Raw genomic sequence first — 15,651 nt, 5'->3', positions numbered from 1 at the left:
CGCAATGATCACACATCAATCCTCACGCCGCCTCGAATTGCGGCTGCTCGCCACCGCCATGCTGATCGTCAGCCTGCCTCTGTTTGCGGCGGCAGCATCGGCCCAGAACGGCGCCGGGCGCGCCATCACCGACCCGGCCGAAATCGACCGCGCCGTGGCCGAATTCACAGGAGTTCCGATAGGGGAGGTAGGCGGCGCACGCGTTCCTGCAGACCGGCGGTTGCGGCTGGCGGCATGCCAGGGTCCGCTTGACCTATCGTGGCACGGCACCCGGCAATCGACTGTGCAGGTCGCCTGCCCCGGCCCCGATCCATGGCGAATCTTCATCGCCACCCGTCCAGCTGCGCAGGCCGAAGCGGCGGCAAAGATGGTGAGCCGCGGCGATCCCGTTACCGTCGTGGTGCGCGGGCGCGGGTTCAGCGTGCAGCAGACCGGCGAAGCGATGGAGGACGGTGCGCAAGGCGACTGGATCGCGATCCGCACCGCACGCGATGCGACCCCGGTTCGCGCCCGCATCGAGCGCCCCGGACTCGCCGTAATTCCGGCCTCGTGAAGGCCTGACCGCAAAAAAGTGTGACCAAGCTCTTAAACTAGGCTGGCACAGGTCGTTCTACCTAGCACAGGATCAAACCGGAGACGCATCATGCCCTCTATTGAAATCAGCAAGCTGCAAGCGGTGACGGGACCCAAAGGCCTGTCCGGCAGTGATCGCGCCGCATCCGGAGAAACCGGTGTGGCACGCGACATCGTGCCCGGAGCCGCTTCCCGCGGAAATGTCGGAGTGAGCCTTGAAGTCGACTCAAGTGTCAGCGCGGCAAAGCCACCTGTCGATGTCGACCGCGTTGCAGAAATTCGCCAAGCGCTGCGCGACGGCAGCTATCCGCTGGTACCCGCCAAGATCGCCGATGCCATCATCGCCGCCCAATACAGTTTCGAGATCAAAAGATGAGCCACGACCTTACCGGCAATCTGCTGCAGATGATTGCCGTTCTTGAGCAAGAGCGGCAAGCGCTTGCCACGCTGGATGCCGATGCCCTGTTCGAGGCTTCGCATCGTAAACAGGAACTGTGCGAGCTGCTGCACCCCTTCGGCGCTGATGCACTGGATGACGAAGCGCGTGATCTGGCGCTGACGGCGCAGACGCTCAACGACGTGAACCGCCGCGTGCGCAACCTGCTGGCAGCGAATGTGACTGCACGGCTTGAGGCGCTGGGAGCAAGCCAGCACACCTATTCCGCCACCGCCGCCACTGGCGCATGACACCTCGTAAGATTACTTAGAACACGCAGACTGGCACGCTGCTTGCTCAAACCTCCCCGTAATTGCGCGGATACGCGCGGGGCAAGGAAGGCAGCAAGCAACAGTGAGCCAGAATTCCATACCTGTCGCCGGGATCAGGGCCGCGTTTGACCGCGCGGCTTCTGCGCATCAGGCCATGCGATCCCCTACCCCGGCACGCATTGGCGAGCAGCGCGTGCTTTCGGCGGCCACCAATCCCGCCACTCCTGTCGAAGCCGCAATCGCCGATGCCGCACGTCAAACCGGGGTCGATTTCGATTTCCTCGTAAAGCAGGCGCAGGTCGAATCCTCGATGAACCCAACGGCGCGCGCACGCACATCCAGCGCGACGGGGCTCTACCAGTTCATCGATAGCACCTGGCTGGGCACGATGCAGCGCCATGGCGAACGTTTCGGCCTTGGCGATTTCGCCGCTCGGATCAGCCTTGACGGCAACGGCGCGGCCTATGTCGCGGACCCTGTGCAGCGGGCCGAAATCCTCGCGCTGCGCAATGATCCGCAGATCGCATCGCTGATGGCCGCAGGGCTGGCGCAGGACAACCGCGCGCATCTCGCCCCGATCCTTGGCCGCGAGCCCGATCACAGCGAGCTTTACCTTGCACATTTCCTCGGCGCGGGCGGCGCGGGCCGGTTTCTGTCGGCGATGGAGCAGAACCCCGATCAACCAGCCGCCAGCCTGTTCCGCGCACCCGCTGCCGCCAATCGCCCGGTGTTCTACAATCCCGACGGTTCGCCTCGCAGTCTTGCGGGCGTGATGGAGCATTTGTCGAACAAACTCGATCGCGCTCACGGGGGGACACCGGAGGCAGGCGGTGCAGCCTTCCGCGTCGCATCGCTTGAGGCAGGCGCAGCCGCTCCTGCCTATTCGCCGAAGCCTGCGGTTTACGGGCAACGTTCCATCGCTGCCCCTCCCCTTTCGAACCCCGCCCCGCCCGTCTCGCGCGCGCCGATGTCGAGCCTGCTCAAAACCGCCTTTGCCGATGGCAGCGCGGGCATGAGCGAGCGTTCGGCGCGGCAGGTGCGCAATGCCTATGAACAATTGAAAGCACTTGGCCTGTGAACACGACTGTTTCCAACCCGATTTCCTGGCTCGACCGGCTGCGCGCCGCGCCCGCAGCGATGGCTTTGCCGGTCGGCATTTTCGCGCTGTTCGTGTTGATGGTGCTGCCTATACCGCCGCTGCTGCTCGACATCTTCTTCGTTCTGAACATCGCCATTTCGGTGGCGGTGCTGATGGTGGCGCTGAACGCGCGCCAGCCGCTCGACTTCTCCTCCTTCCCCAGCGTGTTGCTGTTCGCGACCTTGCTGCGGCTGGCCTTGAACGTCGCTTCCACCCGTATCGTGCTGGTCAACGGGCACGAAGGGGGCAATGCCGCGGGTGAGATCATCGAAAGCTTTGGCCAGTTCCTTGTCGGCGGCAATTTCGCGGTCGGGCTGTTCGTGTTCTGCATCCTGCTGATCATCAACATGATCGTCATCACCAAGGGCGCAGGACGCGTGTCCGAAGTTTCCGCGCGGTTCGTGCTCGATGCCTTGCCGGGCAAGCAGATGGCGATCGACGCCGATATTGCCGCAGGCCTCATCACCGCCGACGAAGCCCGCACCCGCCGCCGCGAAGTCACTATCGAGGCGGACTTCTACGGTTCGATGGATGGTGCCTCCAAATTCGTGAAGGGCGATGCGATCGCCGCGCTGCTGATCCTGGGTGTCAACATCATCGCCGGTTTCGCGCTCGGCATGATCAGCCACGGCCTTTCCGCCGGCGAGGCGGGGGAATTGTACATCACCCTTGCCGTGGGTGACGCACTGGTGGCGCAGGTGCCCGCGCTGCTGCTGTCGATTGCCGCCGCCGCCATCGTCACCCGCGTGGCCGATGCGCGCGACCTTTCGGGCCAGATCGGCGGCCAGTTCGCCGATCCGCGTGGGTGGTTGCCCGTCGCGCTGATCCTCGCCGCGATCGGCATGGTCCCGGCGATGCCGCAGCTCATCTTCTTCCCCGCCGCCGCGATCGCAGGCGCATTGTGGTGGACCCTGCGACAACGCGCCGCGCGACCCGCGCCGGTCGAACAGCCTGTGGAAGAGGTTTCCCCCGACCGGATCGACATCGCCGACGTTTCCGATCAGACGCTGGTGACGGTAGAGCTTGGCTATGGCCTTGTTCACCTTGTCGACAAGGACAAGGGCGCGCCGCTGCTCACGCGGATCACCGGCATTCGCAAGCAATTGTCGCGCGATCTCGGCTTTGTCCTGCCGCAGTTCCGCATCCGGGATTCGCTCGATGTTGGCGCCAATGAATACCGGGTGCTGCTCGGTGGCCTCGCAATCGCGCATGGCACGGCCAAGCCTTCGCGCCTGCTCGCCATCGACACCGGCGAGGTGCGCCCCGGCCACGGCCTGACGGGGGAGGCAACGCGCGACCCCAGTTTCGACTGCCCGGCCCTGTGGATCGATCCGGCGGCACGCGATCACGCCGTGTCCGAAGGGTTTCTGACGGTCGATCCCAGCACCGTCATCGCCACCCACGCCAATCAGGAGCTGCTGCGCAACAGCGATCAATTGCTGGGGCCGGAGGAAGTGCGCGCACTGGTAGACGATCTGAAGGAACGCGCACCGGCGTTGATCGAGGCGATCCATCCCGATCCGCTGGGACTTGCCGCGCTGACCCGGATTTTCCGTGCTCTGATTGCTGATGGCATCGCGCTTGCCCATCCGCAGCCGCTGCTCACCAGTCTCGCGCTGGCGCTGCAGAAGACGCAGGATTTTGACAGCGTCATCGATGCGGTGCGCGCCGACATGGGCGCACGGCTGATCGCGCGCATTTGCGAGCCCGGCGAACGGTTGAAGGTCGTCACGCTCGACGCCGCGCTCGAAGGGGCGATCCTTGGCGGGATGGTGGACCCCGGCACGGGTCAACCGCTGATCGAGCCCGATTGCGGCAGCATGATTGCCGAACGGGTGAACCGGCATATCGACGAGGCAAAGGGGCCGGTGGCGCTGATCGTCCAGCCTCCGGCACGCCGCGCGCTCGCCGCTCTGCTGCGCCAGCGCGCCAGCCGCTGCCTTGTGCTGTCGATCAACGAATTGCCCGCGCGCCAGCCTGTCGAAGTGGTCGGCGTGATTGGCGCCGACAATCCCGCGCATCAGCTTCCCGCTCCGACTGAGGAGGTTCAGGCCGCATGAAGCACGATCATTCCGGATTTGCCGAAACCAACCCTTACGCCGCATCGCGGGCCGAGGTCGAAGACCGCGTCCGCCGTTTCCTGCCGATGGTCCACCGCGCCGCCTGGCATATCTATGGCTCGGGCCGCGAAGGGCTGGAAATCGAAGACCTGATCCAGTCGGGCATTCTCGCGCTGGCCGAATGCGCGCAGCGCCACAGCGGCCCGACAGAGGACGGTTTTGCCGCCTATGCCAAGATCCGCGTTCGCGGAGCGATGTTCGATTGCATCCGCAAGCTGATGCATGACACCCGCACCGCGCGAAAGAAGCGGGCGCGCTACAACGAAACAGTCGAGGAATTGCGCTGGCAGACGGGTCAGACCCCCAGCCGCCTCGAAATCGCACGCGCAATGGGCATCAGCGATGTCGAATTGCTGGAGATCGAGGCATCGGCCATCACCGTCTCATCGATCAGCGATGAATATGACGAAAGCAACACCGCCTTCGCCAGCGACGATCCCGACCCGTTCGAAATCATCGCCGGACAGGAAGACCGCGAACGGCTGGTGGCGGCGATGCACCAATTGCCCGACCGGCTGAAGCTGGTGTTGCAGCTGTTCTATGTCGAGGAACTGAACCTCACCGAAATCGCCGAAGTGCTCGAAGTCAGCGTGCCGCGCGTCCACCAGCTCCGCGCCAAGGCCCTGAAAGACCTGCGCGGGCTGATGGAGCGCGAGGACGAGGCCTAGCCCGCGTCCTGGTGCGCAGCTGCGGCGTGGGTCGCTTCCTCCGATCCGCCCGCACCGGTGGATTCCCACCAATAGGCGCGGCGCTGGCGATTGCCGGTCTCGACCTCGTTCAGCGTTTTCGCATCATACAGCCGCCCGCCGAGCATCACGCGTTCGATCTTGTCCGAATTCATGATGTCGGCGCTGGGATCGGCGCTCAGGATCACGAGGTCAGCGAGCTTGCCCGCCTCGATGCTGCCGATGTCGCGATCCATTCCCAGCGATTGCGCCGGGGCGATGGTGCCTGCCCGCAGCGCCTCGACCGGGGTCATGCCCCCGCGCACGAAGCTCCACAGCTCCCAATGGTGATCCAGCCCGGCCTGCTGCCCGTGCGCGCCGATCGACACGCGAACCCCGCGCTGGGCCAGCTTGTGCGCCTCACGCGCGGCATTGTCGTCGACAAAGGCCCAGTCGGGCGCGGTGGTGCGCCGTCCGGTTTCTGCCAGCAGCAGCTTGGGCGGAGTGTGGATCATCAACGGATGCTCCCACACGTTCATTGCCTGCCGCCAGTACGGATCACCCGCCAGACCGCCATAGGTGACGTTGAGCGTGGGGGTGTAGTTGGAGTTCGACTGGCTGAAGAACTGCAGCACGTCTTCGTAGAACACGTCGCCGGGGACATTGTGTTCAATGGTGGAATTGCCGTCGGCGATCAGGTTCATGTCCATACCGAACAGCGAACCGCCTTCGGCCACCACCAGCATGTTTTCCTCGGCCGCGGCGCGCGCGACCATCTGGCGCTGTTCGCGCCGGGGCTGATTGTAGTTCTTTACCGAAATCCCGCCCTGCGCACGGATGCGGCGGACATGCGCCAGCGCATCGTCATAGCTGTCGATCCGGGCATAGACCGATGGCGCCTTGGCCCCATAGATGATTTCCCCGGTCGAAAAGATGCGCGGGGCCAGCAGCAAGCCTGCCTGCTGGCGTTCTGCCGCGGCAAAGATCTGGCTCGCATCGTTCGACGGATCGTGGATCGTCGTCACCCCGGTGGCGAGATCCTGCATCATGCGCCAGTTCTGCTGCGGGATGAAATCGCCCACACCTTGCGGCCCGTGCGCATGCGCATCGACAAGGCCGGGCATGATCGTGTGGCCGCTGGCATCGACAACCGTGGCACCTGCCGGAACCGCCACTTCGCCCGCCGCGCCCACGGCCTTGATCCGATCACCCTCGATCACGATCACGCCGTTTTCGATCGCGCCGGCATCGGTCGCATCAAGCCCAGCCGCCATCGTCAGGATACGCGCGCCCGTGATTGCGACCGTGCCGGTCGGCTTGTCGGCATTGACGGTAACGGCCATCGAAATGCCGGTTTCAGGCGGGGTGTAGCCCGTCCCCTTGTCCTCGCCTTCGCCCTTGGGCGCATTGCGGAAGAAGTCGGATACCTTCGCCTGCTGCAGCTCCGGCCCGATTGACCAGAACACCGTCTCCCCGCCATTGGCCCAGCCGATGTAGTCCGCACCGCCGGTCGAAACCTTGGTGATCGGCAGCGATCCGCCGTTTTCGGAGACGCTGACAGCCTGCCCGCCGGGGATCAGCGGCATGGCGAACACTTCGTAATTCTGACGGAACGCCACCGTGCGGCCATCGGGCGACACGCGGAAATCATTTGCAAGATCGCCTTTGACGATGGTGCGCTTGTCCTCGCCATCAAGATCGGTCGAAACCAGCGCAAGGTTCCCGCCCTCGTTCATGGTCATGAAAATGCGGTTGCTGTCCGCGCCGAATTGCGGATCCGATCCGGATCGGCTGACCATCATCGGCGCGCCGCCAGCGGTCGAGATCATGTAGATGCCCGAATTCTCGGAATAGTCGGAGGAAGTCAGATACCCGCCCGAACGTTTCTCATAGGCGATATGCCTGCCATCGGGTGACCATGCGAGGCTGGCGTAATGCCCCGGCTCGCTGGTGATGACGCGCGGATTTTCGCCATCGGCATTGGCGACGATGATGCGGCCCAGATTTTCATCGGTCCATTCGACATAGGCGATCTGGCTGCCGTCGCGGCTGAAGGCTGGGAAAGCCTCCACGACATCGCTCGCGCCCGTCAGCGGACGCGGCGCATCGCGCCCGCGCGCGCTCTTTGTGTGAAGCCGACCGAGGGTTTCAAACACCACGCGCGTGCCGTCCGGCGACAATTGGCCGAAGCGCGACATGCTGGTGGTGAACCGCTCGGGCGCGACATCGATCACCGGATGCGGCGCATCGGCCACCCCGCGCGTGTCGTTGATGCGGAACGGGATTTCGGCCTTGTTCGATCCGTCCCGGTCGATCCGGTTCAGCTTGCCCCCGGCCCAGAACAGGATCGAACGGCTGTCGGGCGTCCACGCCATGTTGGGATAGACGCCATAGACCGCCCAGGTTTCCTGCAGGTCGAGATCAAGCGCGCCGTAGATCATCCGCTCGCGCCCGCTGGCGATGTTCTTCACCCACAACTGCGATGTGTCCTTGTCACGCCGGACAAAGGCGATTTCGGCTCCGTCGGGCGAAGGCGTGGCGCGCACCGCGCCGCCATAGCCATCGACGGCGGTGGTGACTTCGCCGGTTTCCAGATCGTGCCGCTCGATCGCGAAGATGCCGGTCTGGCTGTCCTGCGCGTAGATGAAGGTGTTACCCGGCGTGGTGTTGCGGGTGTAATAGATCGCGCTGCCATCAGGGGTGAAGGCGGGTTCGCCCAGTTCTTTCTGCAACTGCTCGTTCGCGCGCTCGACAATCGCGACGCCGCCACCGCCCGATACGTGATACATCCAGATTTCGCCGGTGCCCGCGCTGCGTTGAGTGGTGAAATGCTTCTTGGCGATGATAAAGCGCCCGTCGGGCGACCAATCGGGCTGGTTCAGCAGGCGGAAGCTTTCGTTGGTCACCTGCCGCTTGTCGCTGCCATCGACATTCATCACCCACACATTGTCGCCGCCGCCCCGGTCAGAGGTAAAGGCGATGCGCGCGCCATCGGGGGAGAAACGCGGCTGCACTTCCCACGCCAGCCCTTCGGCAATCCGTTTGGGCGTCCCGCCGGTGATCGGCATGGTGTAGATATCGCCCAGCACGGTGAAAGCGATGGTCTGGCCGTCGGGCGAGACATCAATGTCCATCCAGGTCGCTTCGTCCGTCTGGATCGGCACCTGTTCGATCTTGGCCCCGCGCGGCGCGTTGACGTCCCAGCCGTCTTCCTTGTCATCCGCTGCCAGCGCCAGCGAAGGCGCGGCAAGCATGGTGCAGGCAAGCAGGGTTGCGGTGAAACGGCGCATGTCTGGTATCTCCCTCTGTTGGCGCGGGAGACTAGCGGCGCGACATAATATTGCTAGAGCCGTTCGTCGAAGTGTCTGGGGGGTTGAGGACTCAAATTGCTGCGCACCATAACCAACAATTTCGCCGTGCTTACCGTGCTGGGCGTGGCGCTGGCGTGGGTTTTTCCGCCCGCCTTCACCTGGATGACGGACGGCAGCATCCGCATCGCGGGCCAGCCGCTGCTGTCGGTCGCGCTGGGGCTGATCATGCTGGCGATGGGGCTGACGCTGACGTTTGAGGATTATCGCAATCTCACGAAACTGCCGCGCGCGCTCGCTGCCGGGGTGGCGCTGCAATTCGCGGTCATGCCGCTGGCCGGATATGCCATCGCGAAAGGCATGGGGCTGGAGCAGGGGCTGGCCGTCGGCCTGATCCTCGTCGCCTGCTGTCCGGGAGGCACGGCGTCGAACATCGTCGCCTATCTCGCGCGCGGCAATGTCGCGCTGTCGGTGGCGATGACGATGGCATCGACTTTGGCCGCTGTCGCGCTGACCCCGCTGCTGACAGGCGCTTTGGCCGGCGCCTATGTCGAGATTGATCGCTGGAACCTGCTGATCAACATGGTCGCCATCGTTCTGGTGCCGGTGGTGCTGGGGACGCTGCTCAACCGCCTGTTCCCGCGCGCGGCGGGTGCGGTGAGCGGCTTGCTGCCGCTGATGGCCATCGTCCTGGTAATTCTGATCGTGGGCGGGATTGTCGGCGGGGCCAAGGCGCAGATCGCGGAGCACGCAGGCGTGCTGTTGCTGGCGACTTTCCTGCTGCACGCGGTCGGTTTCGCGCTTGGGTTTGTGCTGGCGCGGATGCTGGGGCTGGGCGTTACCGAGGCTCGCACGATCAGCATCGAGGTCGGAATGCAGAATTCCGGCCTCGGCTCAGGCCTCGCCAAGACCCCCGCCTTCGCCGCGCAATTCGCCGACATCACACAAGCAGCGCTCGCCCCGGTTCCGGCGGCGATTTCGGCGGTGTGGCACGTGGTGATCGGCAGCCTGCTGGCCGGGTGGTGGCGCAGAGGCTAACCGTACATTCCCCGCTTCGGCCCCAGATACCCGAACAGATACGCCCCCACCTTCCGCATCTGGATTTCCTCCGCGCCTTCGGTGATGCGATAGCGGCGGTGGTGGCGGTAGATGTGCTCGAACGGCTTGTGGCGCGAATAGCCGATGCCGCCGTGGACCTGCATCGCGCGGTCCGCCGCCTCGCACACCAACCGGTTCGCCCAGTAATTGCACATGCTGACCTTGTCGGAGATCGTGCGCTCAATCTGCTCGTGCGGCATATTGTCCATTTCCCACGCGGTCTTGAAGATGAGGAGCCGCAGCATTTCCGCCTGCGTCGCCAGCTCCACCAGCGGGAACTGGATGCCTTGATTGCGCGCCAATTCCTCGCCGAAAGGCTTGCGCTCGCGAGCGTATTTCACGCTCTCGTCGATGCAGAACATCGCCGCGCCGCAGCTTGAGGCCGCCTGCCGGATACGGTTTTGATGGACGAAGCTTTGCGCCAGAGCGAGCCCGCGCCCCTCGACGCCCAGCATCGCGCTTTCAGGCACCCACACGTCTTTCACCGACAGGCGCGGGTGGTCGGTGGGCATGTTGAAGGTCCACATCCACTCCTCGATTTCAAGGCCCGGTGTGGGATTAGGGACAAGCAGGCAGGTGATCCCTGACGCATCCCCTGCTTCGCCGCTGGTTCGGCAGAACATAGCGCAGTGGGTGGCGACGTGCATGCCGGTGATCCACATCTTCTCGCCATTGATCAGCCAGCCGTCGATGCCATCGCGGGTTTCGCGCACCGCGCGGGTTTCCATATGCGTCGCGTCGGATCCGTGGTGCGGTTCGGTGAGGCCAAAAGCGACGCGCCGGGTGCGCTCGAACCCGCCGAGGATGAATTCCTGTTTCTGCTCCTCGGTGCCCCACTGATCGAACATGGCAACGAAGGGGAAGTTGCCGACGATCGAGTGTTCGTTCTGCAAGTCATTGTGGAGGCCGAGGCCCATCCGCGCAAAATGCTCGCGGATCACCGCCATCCAGAGGTTGCTGCCGTCCTTTCCGCCGTAACGCTTGGGCGCGGAGAAGCGCCAATGGCCTGCCGCGTCGGCGCGGCGGGTGGCTTCCTTCAGCAATTCCTCCCACTCGTGCCGGGGCAATCCGCCCGCCTCGAAGTCCGTGCGCGCATATTCGCGGCGGTGGTCAAAGAAGCGGATGTTGTCGTCCTGCTGCTCCAGCGGCTTGATCTCGGCGGCGATAAAGGCGTCGAGTTCGTCGAGATAGGCTTGCAGATCGGCGGGGATGGCGAAGTCCATGGGTTATTCCTCTCCTAGCCATTTTTTTCTGGCGACCGCGAGTGCGGGGTATTTGGGGGAATCGGCCCGCACGCATTCCAGCACCGAAAATCTGAGATCCTGAAGCAGATACGTGTCCGCCAGCGTCTTCTCGCCAGACAGAATTTGCCGGGATAACTCATCACCATCATCGGGCAGCAGTTCGACGTAAGCAGAACGGGATACCCGTTCAACAATACCAAGTGCGTTGCGAGCGACCGCAAGCTGGAAGCGATCATGGCCGGACAGCTTGTCCTTTAGCGTTGCGAGCCATTCGGACACCGCGACCACGATTTCAGCGGAGGTAGCTTCCCCCTTTGGTTCGAAAAGTTGATCGGTCAGGCTAGCCGGCACCCACCCCCGCCGCCTTGCGCGCGGTGCATCGCTTTCCAGCAGCAGCAGCAGATCGAGTTCCTGCTCGCTTGTCCGACGCGAGATCACCACGCGTTCGAGCATCCGGTCCTCGCCGCTGCGCCAGATTTTCGCCATCTTGAGGCAGCCGAGCGCCCACCAGACGGTGCGGTGGATCAGCCAATAGCGGAAGCGCTCGCGGTCGACGCTTACCCCCGCCTCGGCCTCGTAAGCGGCGAAGTAGTCCTCAAGGCTTCCCAGCCCCAGCGCGTGGCGGTCGTATCGGTGGAAGCGCCACACTGCCATGCAGCCGAAGGCGAGGTCCTCGTGCCGGTCGCCGAAGTGCGCCAGTTCCCAGTCGAGCACGCCCGTCAACCTGCCCGGTCCCTCGGCCAGCAAGTTCCCCATGCGATAATCGCCGTGGATCAGCACGGGCTCACATGGGTCGGGACAATTGTCCTCCATCCATTTGAGGCCCAGCGCGATAATCGGACGGTCGCCGCCCGCTTCCTCGAACTGCTGGCGCAAATCCGCGATAGCTGTGCGGTAGTCCATGACCGACACAGCCTCAGGCACATCACCCGGCCTGATCGAATGTATCCGCGCCAGATCGCGCGCCGCCTGTTTGAGCAGCGCGACCGGTTCTTCGAATTCAAGGATTTCCTTGGGGTTCGGCGTACCCGGCAAGGCCCGCATGACGAAGCCAGAACCAATGCCGTCCTCTGGCACCAATACCGCGACGACTTCCGGCGCGGTCACACCGCGCGCGCGGGCGGCTTCGATCACCGCAGCTTCGACATCGTGGCCATAAGGCCGCCCTTCCATGAAGGCGAGCGAAGGCGCACGGCGCAGGACGAAGGTGCTGTCTCCGGCGGCAAACCGCCAGCTTTCCATCGTCGCGCCGCCCGTCAGGCGCGTGAGTCCTTCGGGCGAAGAAAGGCCGGCACGGGAACACACCCGCGCCAGCCCTTCGATCAGTTGGTCAGGAGTAGCGTCGCCCATCTATCAGGCGGGGACGTTGTCCTTCTTGACGGTGATCACCTGCGGATAGGTGAACTCCTTGAGCCCATCGAGCCCGTATTCCGCGCCAAAGCCCGACTGCTTGTGCCCGCCGAACGGAGCGAAGGGCGACAGGTGGAGATATTCATTGACCCACACCGTGCCGGTCTCGAGCTGTTCGGCGATCTCGACACCCTTTTCCGGGTTCGCGGTCCACACCGCACCAGCAAGCCCGTATTCGGAATTGTTGGCGCGCTGGATCACTTCCTCTTCACTCGAGAATTTCATCAGCGGCATGACCGGGCCGAACTGTTCCTCGGCCACGATCCGCGCGTCTTCGGGCGGATTGTCGAGGATGGTGATCGGCACGTAATAGCCGGTGCCGCTCGGGTCCACGTTGCCGCCGGTCAGGAACTTGTAGCCGTTGTCCTTCGCGTCCTGGATCAGTTCGAGCACGCGGTCGTACTGCTTCTTGTTCTGGATCGGGCCGACGCCCGTGCCCTGCTGCGCGCCGTCGCCGACGACGACGGTCTTGGCGTATTCGGCGATGGCAGCGGACAGTTCGTCATAGATATCCTCGTGGATATAGACGCGCTTGGCCGCGACGCAGATTTGCCCGGCGTTGGAGAAGCTGGCCCAGAACAATTGTTCGGCAACCTTCTTCGGATCGGCATCGGGCAGCACGATCGAGGCATCGTTGCCGCCCAGTTCCAGCGTGATGCGCTTAAGATCGGCGCTCGCGCCTTCCATGATCTTCTTGCCGGTCGCGGTCGAACCGGTGAAGGTGATCTTGTCGATATCCGGGTGGCCGGTGATGAGCGGGCCGAGGCTGTCTTCGCCGGTGATGATGTTGACCGTGCCGGCGGGCACCTTGTCCGCGATCAGCTCCGCGATGCGCAGCGTCGTCAGCGGGGTGAAGGGCGAAGGCTTCAGCACGATGGTGCAACCACTCATCAGGGCAGGCACGATCTTCTGCACCGCCATCATCACTGGGAAGTTCCACGGCACGATGCCGCCGACCACGCCCACGGGAACGCGGCGGGTGCGCGAAAGGCGGGCGTCGCTGTCTTCGTTGACGACATCTTCGAGCTTCAGCGTCGATTGCGCCGCCGACATGCCGGCCGCGCCGTAAATCTCGCCCTTGGCCTGTTCATGCGGCTTGCCCTGTTCGCTGGTCAGCAGGCGGTACAGTTCCTCGGCATTTTCCTTGATCGCGCCGGAAATCGCCATGCAGGCGGCCTGACGCTCTTCAAAGCTGGTCTTCTTCCAGGTCTTGAAAGCGGCGCGCGCGGCGGCGACGGCCTTGTCCAGCTCGTCCTTGCCGCAGGCCGGGACCTGGCCGATGACTTGTTCATTGGCCGGGTTGACCACATCGAGCCATTCGCCGGTGTCGATCATCTCGCCGTTGATCAGGTTCTTGTACTGGGTGACCATGGTTGTCCTCTCTCTAATCCGTTGTCCCGCATCAGCAGGGTGGGGAATCGTCTCACCCGAATGAAGGTGGACCATCCGCCGCAAAAATCAATCGCGATTGCCGTTGCCATCATAAGCATTGCGGCAAGGCGCATCGCCTATCAGTTGCACCATATCCGTTGCAAAGCAAAACTGGCGCTCTATCAACGCAGGCGAAAGAGGAGAGACCCCCGACATGACTGACACCCCCGCCGATCTCGTCATCTATGGCAGCCCCGTTTCGCCCTTCGTCCGCAAAGTCGCCGCGGTGGCGATAGAAAAGGGCGCAGCGTTCGAGATCGAGGCGGTCAACGTCTTCGACCCGCCCGAATGGTTCCGCGAAATCTCGCCGATGAAGCGCATCCCGGTGCTGCGCGACCGCTCAATCGCGGAAGAGGGGCCGGACGGCACCATCGCCGACAGCTCCGCCATCTGCGGCTATATCGAGCGCAAGCACCCCTCGCCCTCGCTCTATTGCAGCGATGCCTATGCCCACGGGCGCGCGTTGATGATCGAGGAATATGCCGACACCACGCTGGCGATGGCCGGAGGGCTGGGGATTTTCCGCCCGATTTTCTTCGCGGTGAAAAAGGGCGAGGAACCCGATGTCGCCAAGGCGCGAGACACTTGGGCCAACACCATGCCGCCGATCCTCGCCTGGCTCGACAGCGCGCTGGGCGATGCGGAATTCTACGCCGGGGATGCGCTGTCGATTGCCGACATCACCGTCGCCTGCGTGCTGATGCAGATCGCGCTGGTCGCCCATATGCCGCTTGATGCCTACCCGGCGCTCGCCGCGCATTACGAACGGATGCGCGCGCGTCCTTCGATTGCCGGTCCCTACGACAAGGCTGACCGCTTCATCCGCAAGGCCTTGCCCGAGCGCTTCGACCTGACCTAAGGGGCGGGGCATACCAACAAAGGGAATCGCACGGGCGAGCATGGCCAAGGACTGGTGCATCGGAATTATCGGGGGCTCGGGCCTCTACGATATCGAGGGGATCGAGGGTCAGCAGTGGCTGATGATCGACACCCCTTGGGGCGACCCCTCCGATGAAATCCTGTGCGGCCGGATCGGCGATGTAAAAGTGCGCTTCCTGCCGCGCCACGGACGCGGACACCCGATTTCGCCGACCGAGCTGAATTCGCGCGCCAATATCGACGCGCTCAAACGCGCCGGATGCACCGATATTCTCGCCATTTCCGCCGTCGGATCGCTGCGCGAGGAGATCGAGCCTGGGCGGTTTGCGATTGTCGAACAGTTCATCGACAACACCCGCCACCGCGCCAGCACCTTCTACACCAGCGGTTTCGTCACCCATGTCTCGATGGCCGATCCAGTGTGCCCGCGCCTGTCGGAAATGGCGGCCAAGGCGATTTCGGAATGCAAGGGCAAGGTCGCGACCGGCGCGACCTATCTGGCGATGGAAGGGCCGCAATTCTCGACCCGCGCCGAAAGCCGGATGTACCGCGCATGGGGCGCCGACGTGATCGGGATGACAGCGATGCCCGAAGCCAAGCTCGCCCGCGAGGCGGAGCTACCCTACGCGCTGATCGGGATGAGCACCGATTACGATTGCTGGCGCGATGGTGAGGCTGTCGATGTCGCCGAGGTGCTGGAGCAGATGAAGGCGAACGGCGCACTCGCACGCGCCGCTGTGCTGAAATTCATCGAAAACCTGCCCAAGACGCGCAAAGCCTCACCCATCGACACCTGCCTCGACACGGCTGTCATCACCGCGCCTGACGAACGCGATCCGGCGCTGATGGCGAAACTCGACGCTGTGGCAGGGCGCATCCTGAAAAAGGGATAAGCCCCAGCTTGCGTCCATTTTCGGGCTGCAAACGTCTCTGATTGGGGCATTCACCACGTAACCCGTTCGAAAGCGGGCGCAAACGTGTTAGCCGCAGCAAACTAACCTGCTGCCGGGCTGGCTTCCGGCTGCACATAAGACAAGAGGGTTGTGCCAGCATGGTGTGTTCACTCACCGCCCGTTG

Annotated in this window: 13 protein-coding genes; 9 read left to right on the top strand and 4 right to left on the bottom strand. The window is 63.8% G+C overall.

The window, feature by feature from the left end; genetic code table 11:
* Nucleotides 1-4: 4 nt before the first annotated feature.
* The 6 genes from AABA34_RS03785 (at nt 5) to AABA34_RS03760 (ending at nt 5,207) form a co-directional block, all read left to right on the top strand.
* Nucleotides 5-553: a flagella basal body P-ring formation protein FlgA gene (locus AABA34_RS03785; RefSeq protein ID WP_338303966.1), complete on the top strand. Its 549-nt coding sequence runs from the start codon at nt 5-7 to the stop codon at nt 551-553.
* Nucleotides 554-643: 90 nt separating this feature from the next.
* The gene (locus AABA34_RS03780) at nt 644-949 is read left to right on the top strand and encodes a flagellar biosynthesis anti-sigma factor FlgM (RefSeq protein ID WP_338303965.1); all 306 of its coding nucleotides are present in this window, start codon (nt 644-646) and stop codon (nt 947-949) included.
* A complete protein-coding gene (locus AABA34_RS03775; protein ID WP_338303964.1) occupies nt 946-1,260 on the top strand; it encodes a flagellar protein FlgN in 315 nt (104 codons plus the stop codon). The genes AABA34_RS03780 and AABA34_RS03775 overlap by 4 nt, the downstream gene beginning before the upstream one ends.
* A gap of 103 nt (nt 1,261-1,363) precedes the next feature.
* The gene (locus AABA34_RS03770) at nt 1,364-2,359 is read left to right on the top strand and encodes a transglycosylase SLT domain-containing protein (protein ID WP_338303963.1); all 996 of its coding nucleotides are present in this window, start codon (nt 1,364-1,366) and stop codon (nt 2,357-2,359) included.
* A 59-nt stretch (nt 2,360-2,418) separates the two neighbouring features.
* Complete coding sequence (locus AABA34_RS03765; protein WP_338304683.1) at nt 2,419-4,479, top strand: flagellar biosynthesis protein FlhA; 2,061 nt, start codon at nt 2,419-2,421, stop codon at nt 4,477-4,479.
* A complete protein-coding gene (locus tag AABA34_RS03760; RefSeq protein WP_252259700.1) occupies nt 4,476-5,207 on the top strand; it encodes a sigma-70 family RNA polymerase sigma factor in 732 nt (243 codons plus the stop codon). Before AABA34_RS03765 ends, AABA34_RS03760 begins: the two co-directional genes overlap by 4 nt.
* Here AABA34_RS03760 and AABA34_RS03755 read toward each other — a convergent pair.
* Nucleotides 5,204-8,494 (bottom strand): amidohydrolase family protein, encoded by a 3,291-nt coding sequence (locus tag AABA34_RS03755; RefSeq protein WP_338303962.1) that lies wholly within the window; start codon nt 8,492-8,494, stop codon nt 5,204-5,206. The two genes, AABA34_RS03760 and AABA34_RS03755, sit on opposite strands and share 4 nt — an antisense overlap.
* 96 nt (nt 8,495-8,590) lie before the next feature.
* Here AABA34_RS03755 and AABA34_RS03750 point away from each other — a divergent pair, with 96 nt between their 5' ends.
* The gene (locus tag AABA34_RS03750; RefSeq protein WP_338303961.1) at nt 8,591-9,550 is read left to right on the top strand and encodes a bile acid:sodium symporter family protein; all 960 of its coding nucleotides are present in this window, start codon (nt 8,591-8,593) and stop codon (nt 9,548-9,550) included.
* Here AABA34_RS03750 and AABA34_RS03745 read toward each other — a convergent pair.
* The 3 genes from AABA34_RS03745 to AABA34_RS03735 are packed head-to-tail and all read right to left on the bottom strand — an operon-like array spanning nt 9,547 to nt 13,635.
* A complete protein-coding gene (locus AABA34_RS03745) occupies nt 9,547-10,833 on the bottom strand; it encodes an acyl-CoA dehydrogenase family protein (RefSeq protein ID WP_338303960.1) in 1,287 nt (428 codons plus the stop codon). The two genes, AABA34_RS03750 and AABA34_RS03745, sit on opposite strands and share 4 nt — an antisense overlap.
* Before the next feature lie 3 nt (nt 10,834-10,836).
* Nucleotides 10,837-12,204, bottom strand: a complete 1,368-nt coding sequence (locus tag AABA34_RS03740; protein ID WP_338303959.1) for a phosphotransferase — start codon at nt 12,202-12,204, stop codon at nt 10,837-10,839.
* Between the two features lie 3 nt (nt 12,205-12,207).
* On the bottom strand, nt 12,208-13,635 hold the full coding sequence (locus AABA34_RS03735; protein ID WP_338303958.1) for an aldehyde dehydrogenase family protein: 1,428 nt from the start codon (nt 13,633-13,635) through the stop codon (nt 12,208-12,210).
* Between the two features lie 214 nt (nt 13,636-13,849).
* Here AABA34_RS03735 and AABA34_RS03730 point away from each other — a divergent pair, with 214 nt between their 5' ends.
* Both AABA34_RS03730 and mtnP read left to right on the top strand, forming a co-directional pair.
* The gene (locus AABA34_RS03730) at nt 13,850-14,554 is read left to right on the top strand and encodes a glutathione S-transferase family protein (protein WP_338303957.1); all 705 of its coding nucleotides are present in this window, start codon (nt 13,850-13,852) and stop codon (nt 14,552-14,554) included.
* A gap of 40 nt (nt 14,555-14,594) precedes the next feature.
* Nucleotides 14,595-15,467: an S-methyl-5'-thioadenosine phosphorylase gene (gene mtnP / locus AABA34_RS03725; protein WP_338303955.1), complete on the top strand. Its 873-nt coding sequence runs from the start codon at nt 14,595-14,597 to the stop codon at nt 15,465-15,467.
* The last annotated feature ends 184 nt before the right edge of the window (nt 15,468-15,651 follow it).

This window comes from Erythrobacter sp. Dej080120_24 (assembly GCF_036322605.1).
GTDB lineage: Bacteria > Pseudomonadota > Alphaproteobacteria > Sphingomonadales > Sphingomonadaceae > Erythrobacter > Erythrobacter aurantius.
Note: the sequence above shows the minus strand (reverse complement) of the source record. Positions and strands in the feature narration are given on the sequence as shown.

Coding starts and splice junctions, on each gene's coding strand:
- AABA34_RS03785 (WP_338303966.1), top strand. CDS start 5: ATGATCACACATCAATCCTCACGCCGCCTCGAATTGCGGCTGCTCGCC.
- AABA34_RS03780 (WP_338303965.1), top strand. CDS start 644: ATGCCCTCTATTGAAATCAGCAAGCTGCAAGCGGTGACGGGACCCAAA.
- AABA34_RS03775 (WP_338303964.1), top strand. CDS start 946: ATGAGCCACGACCTTACCGGCAATCTGCTGCAGATGATTGCCGTTCTT.
- AABA34_RS03765 (WP_338304683.1), top strand. CDS start 2,419: ATGGCTTTGCCGGTCGGCATTTTCGCGCTGTTCGTGTTGATGGTGCTG.
- AABA34_RS03760 (WP_252259700.1), top strand. CDS start 4,476: ATGAAGCACGATCATTCCGGATTTGCCGAAACCAACCCTTACGCCGCA.
- AABA34_RS03755 (WP_338303962.1), bottom strand. CDS start 8,494: ATGCGCCGTTTCACCGCAACCCTGCTTGCCTGCACCATGCTTGCCGCG.
- AABA34_RS03745 (WP_338303960.1), bottom strand. CDS start 10,833: ATGGACTTCGCCATCCCCGCCGATCTGCAAGCCTATCTCGACGAACTC.
- AABA34_RS03740 (WP_338303959.1), bottom strand. CDS start 12,204: ATGGGCGACGCTACTCCTGACCAACTGATCGAAGGGCTGGCGCGGGTG.
- AABA34_RS03735 (WP_338303958.1), bottom strand. CDS start 13,635: ATGGTCACCCAGTACAAGAACCTGATCAACGGCGAGATGATCGACACC.
- AABA34_RS03730 (WP_338303957.1), top strand. CDS start 13,850: ATGACTGACACCCCCGCCGATCTCGTCATCTATGGCAGCCCCGTTTCG.
- mtnP (WP_338303955.1), top strand. CDS start 14,595: ATGGCCAAGGACTGGTGCATCGGAATTATCGGGGGCTCGGGCCTCTAC.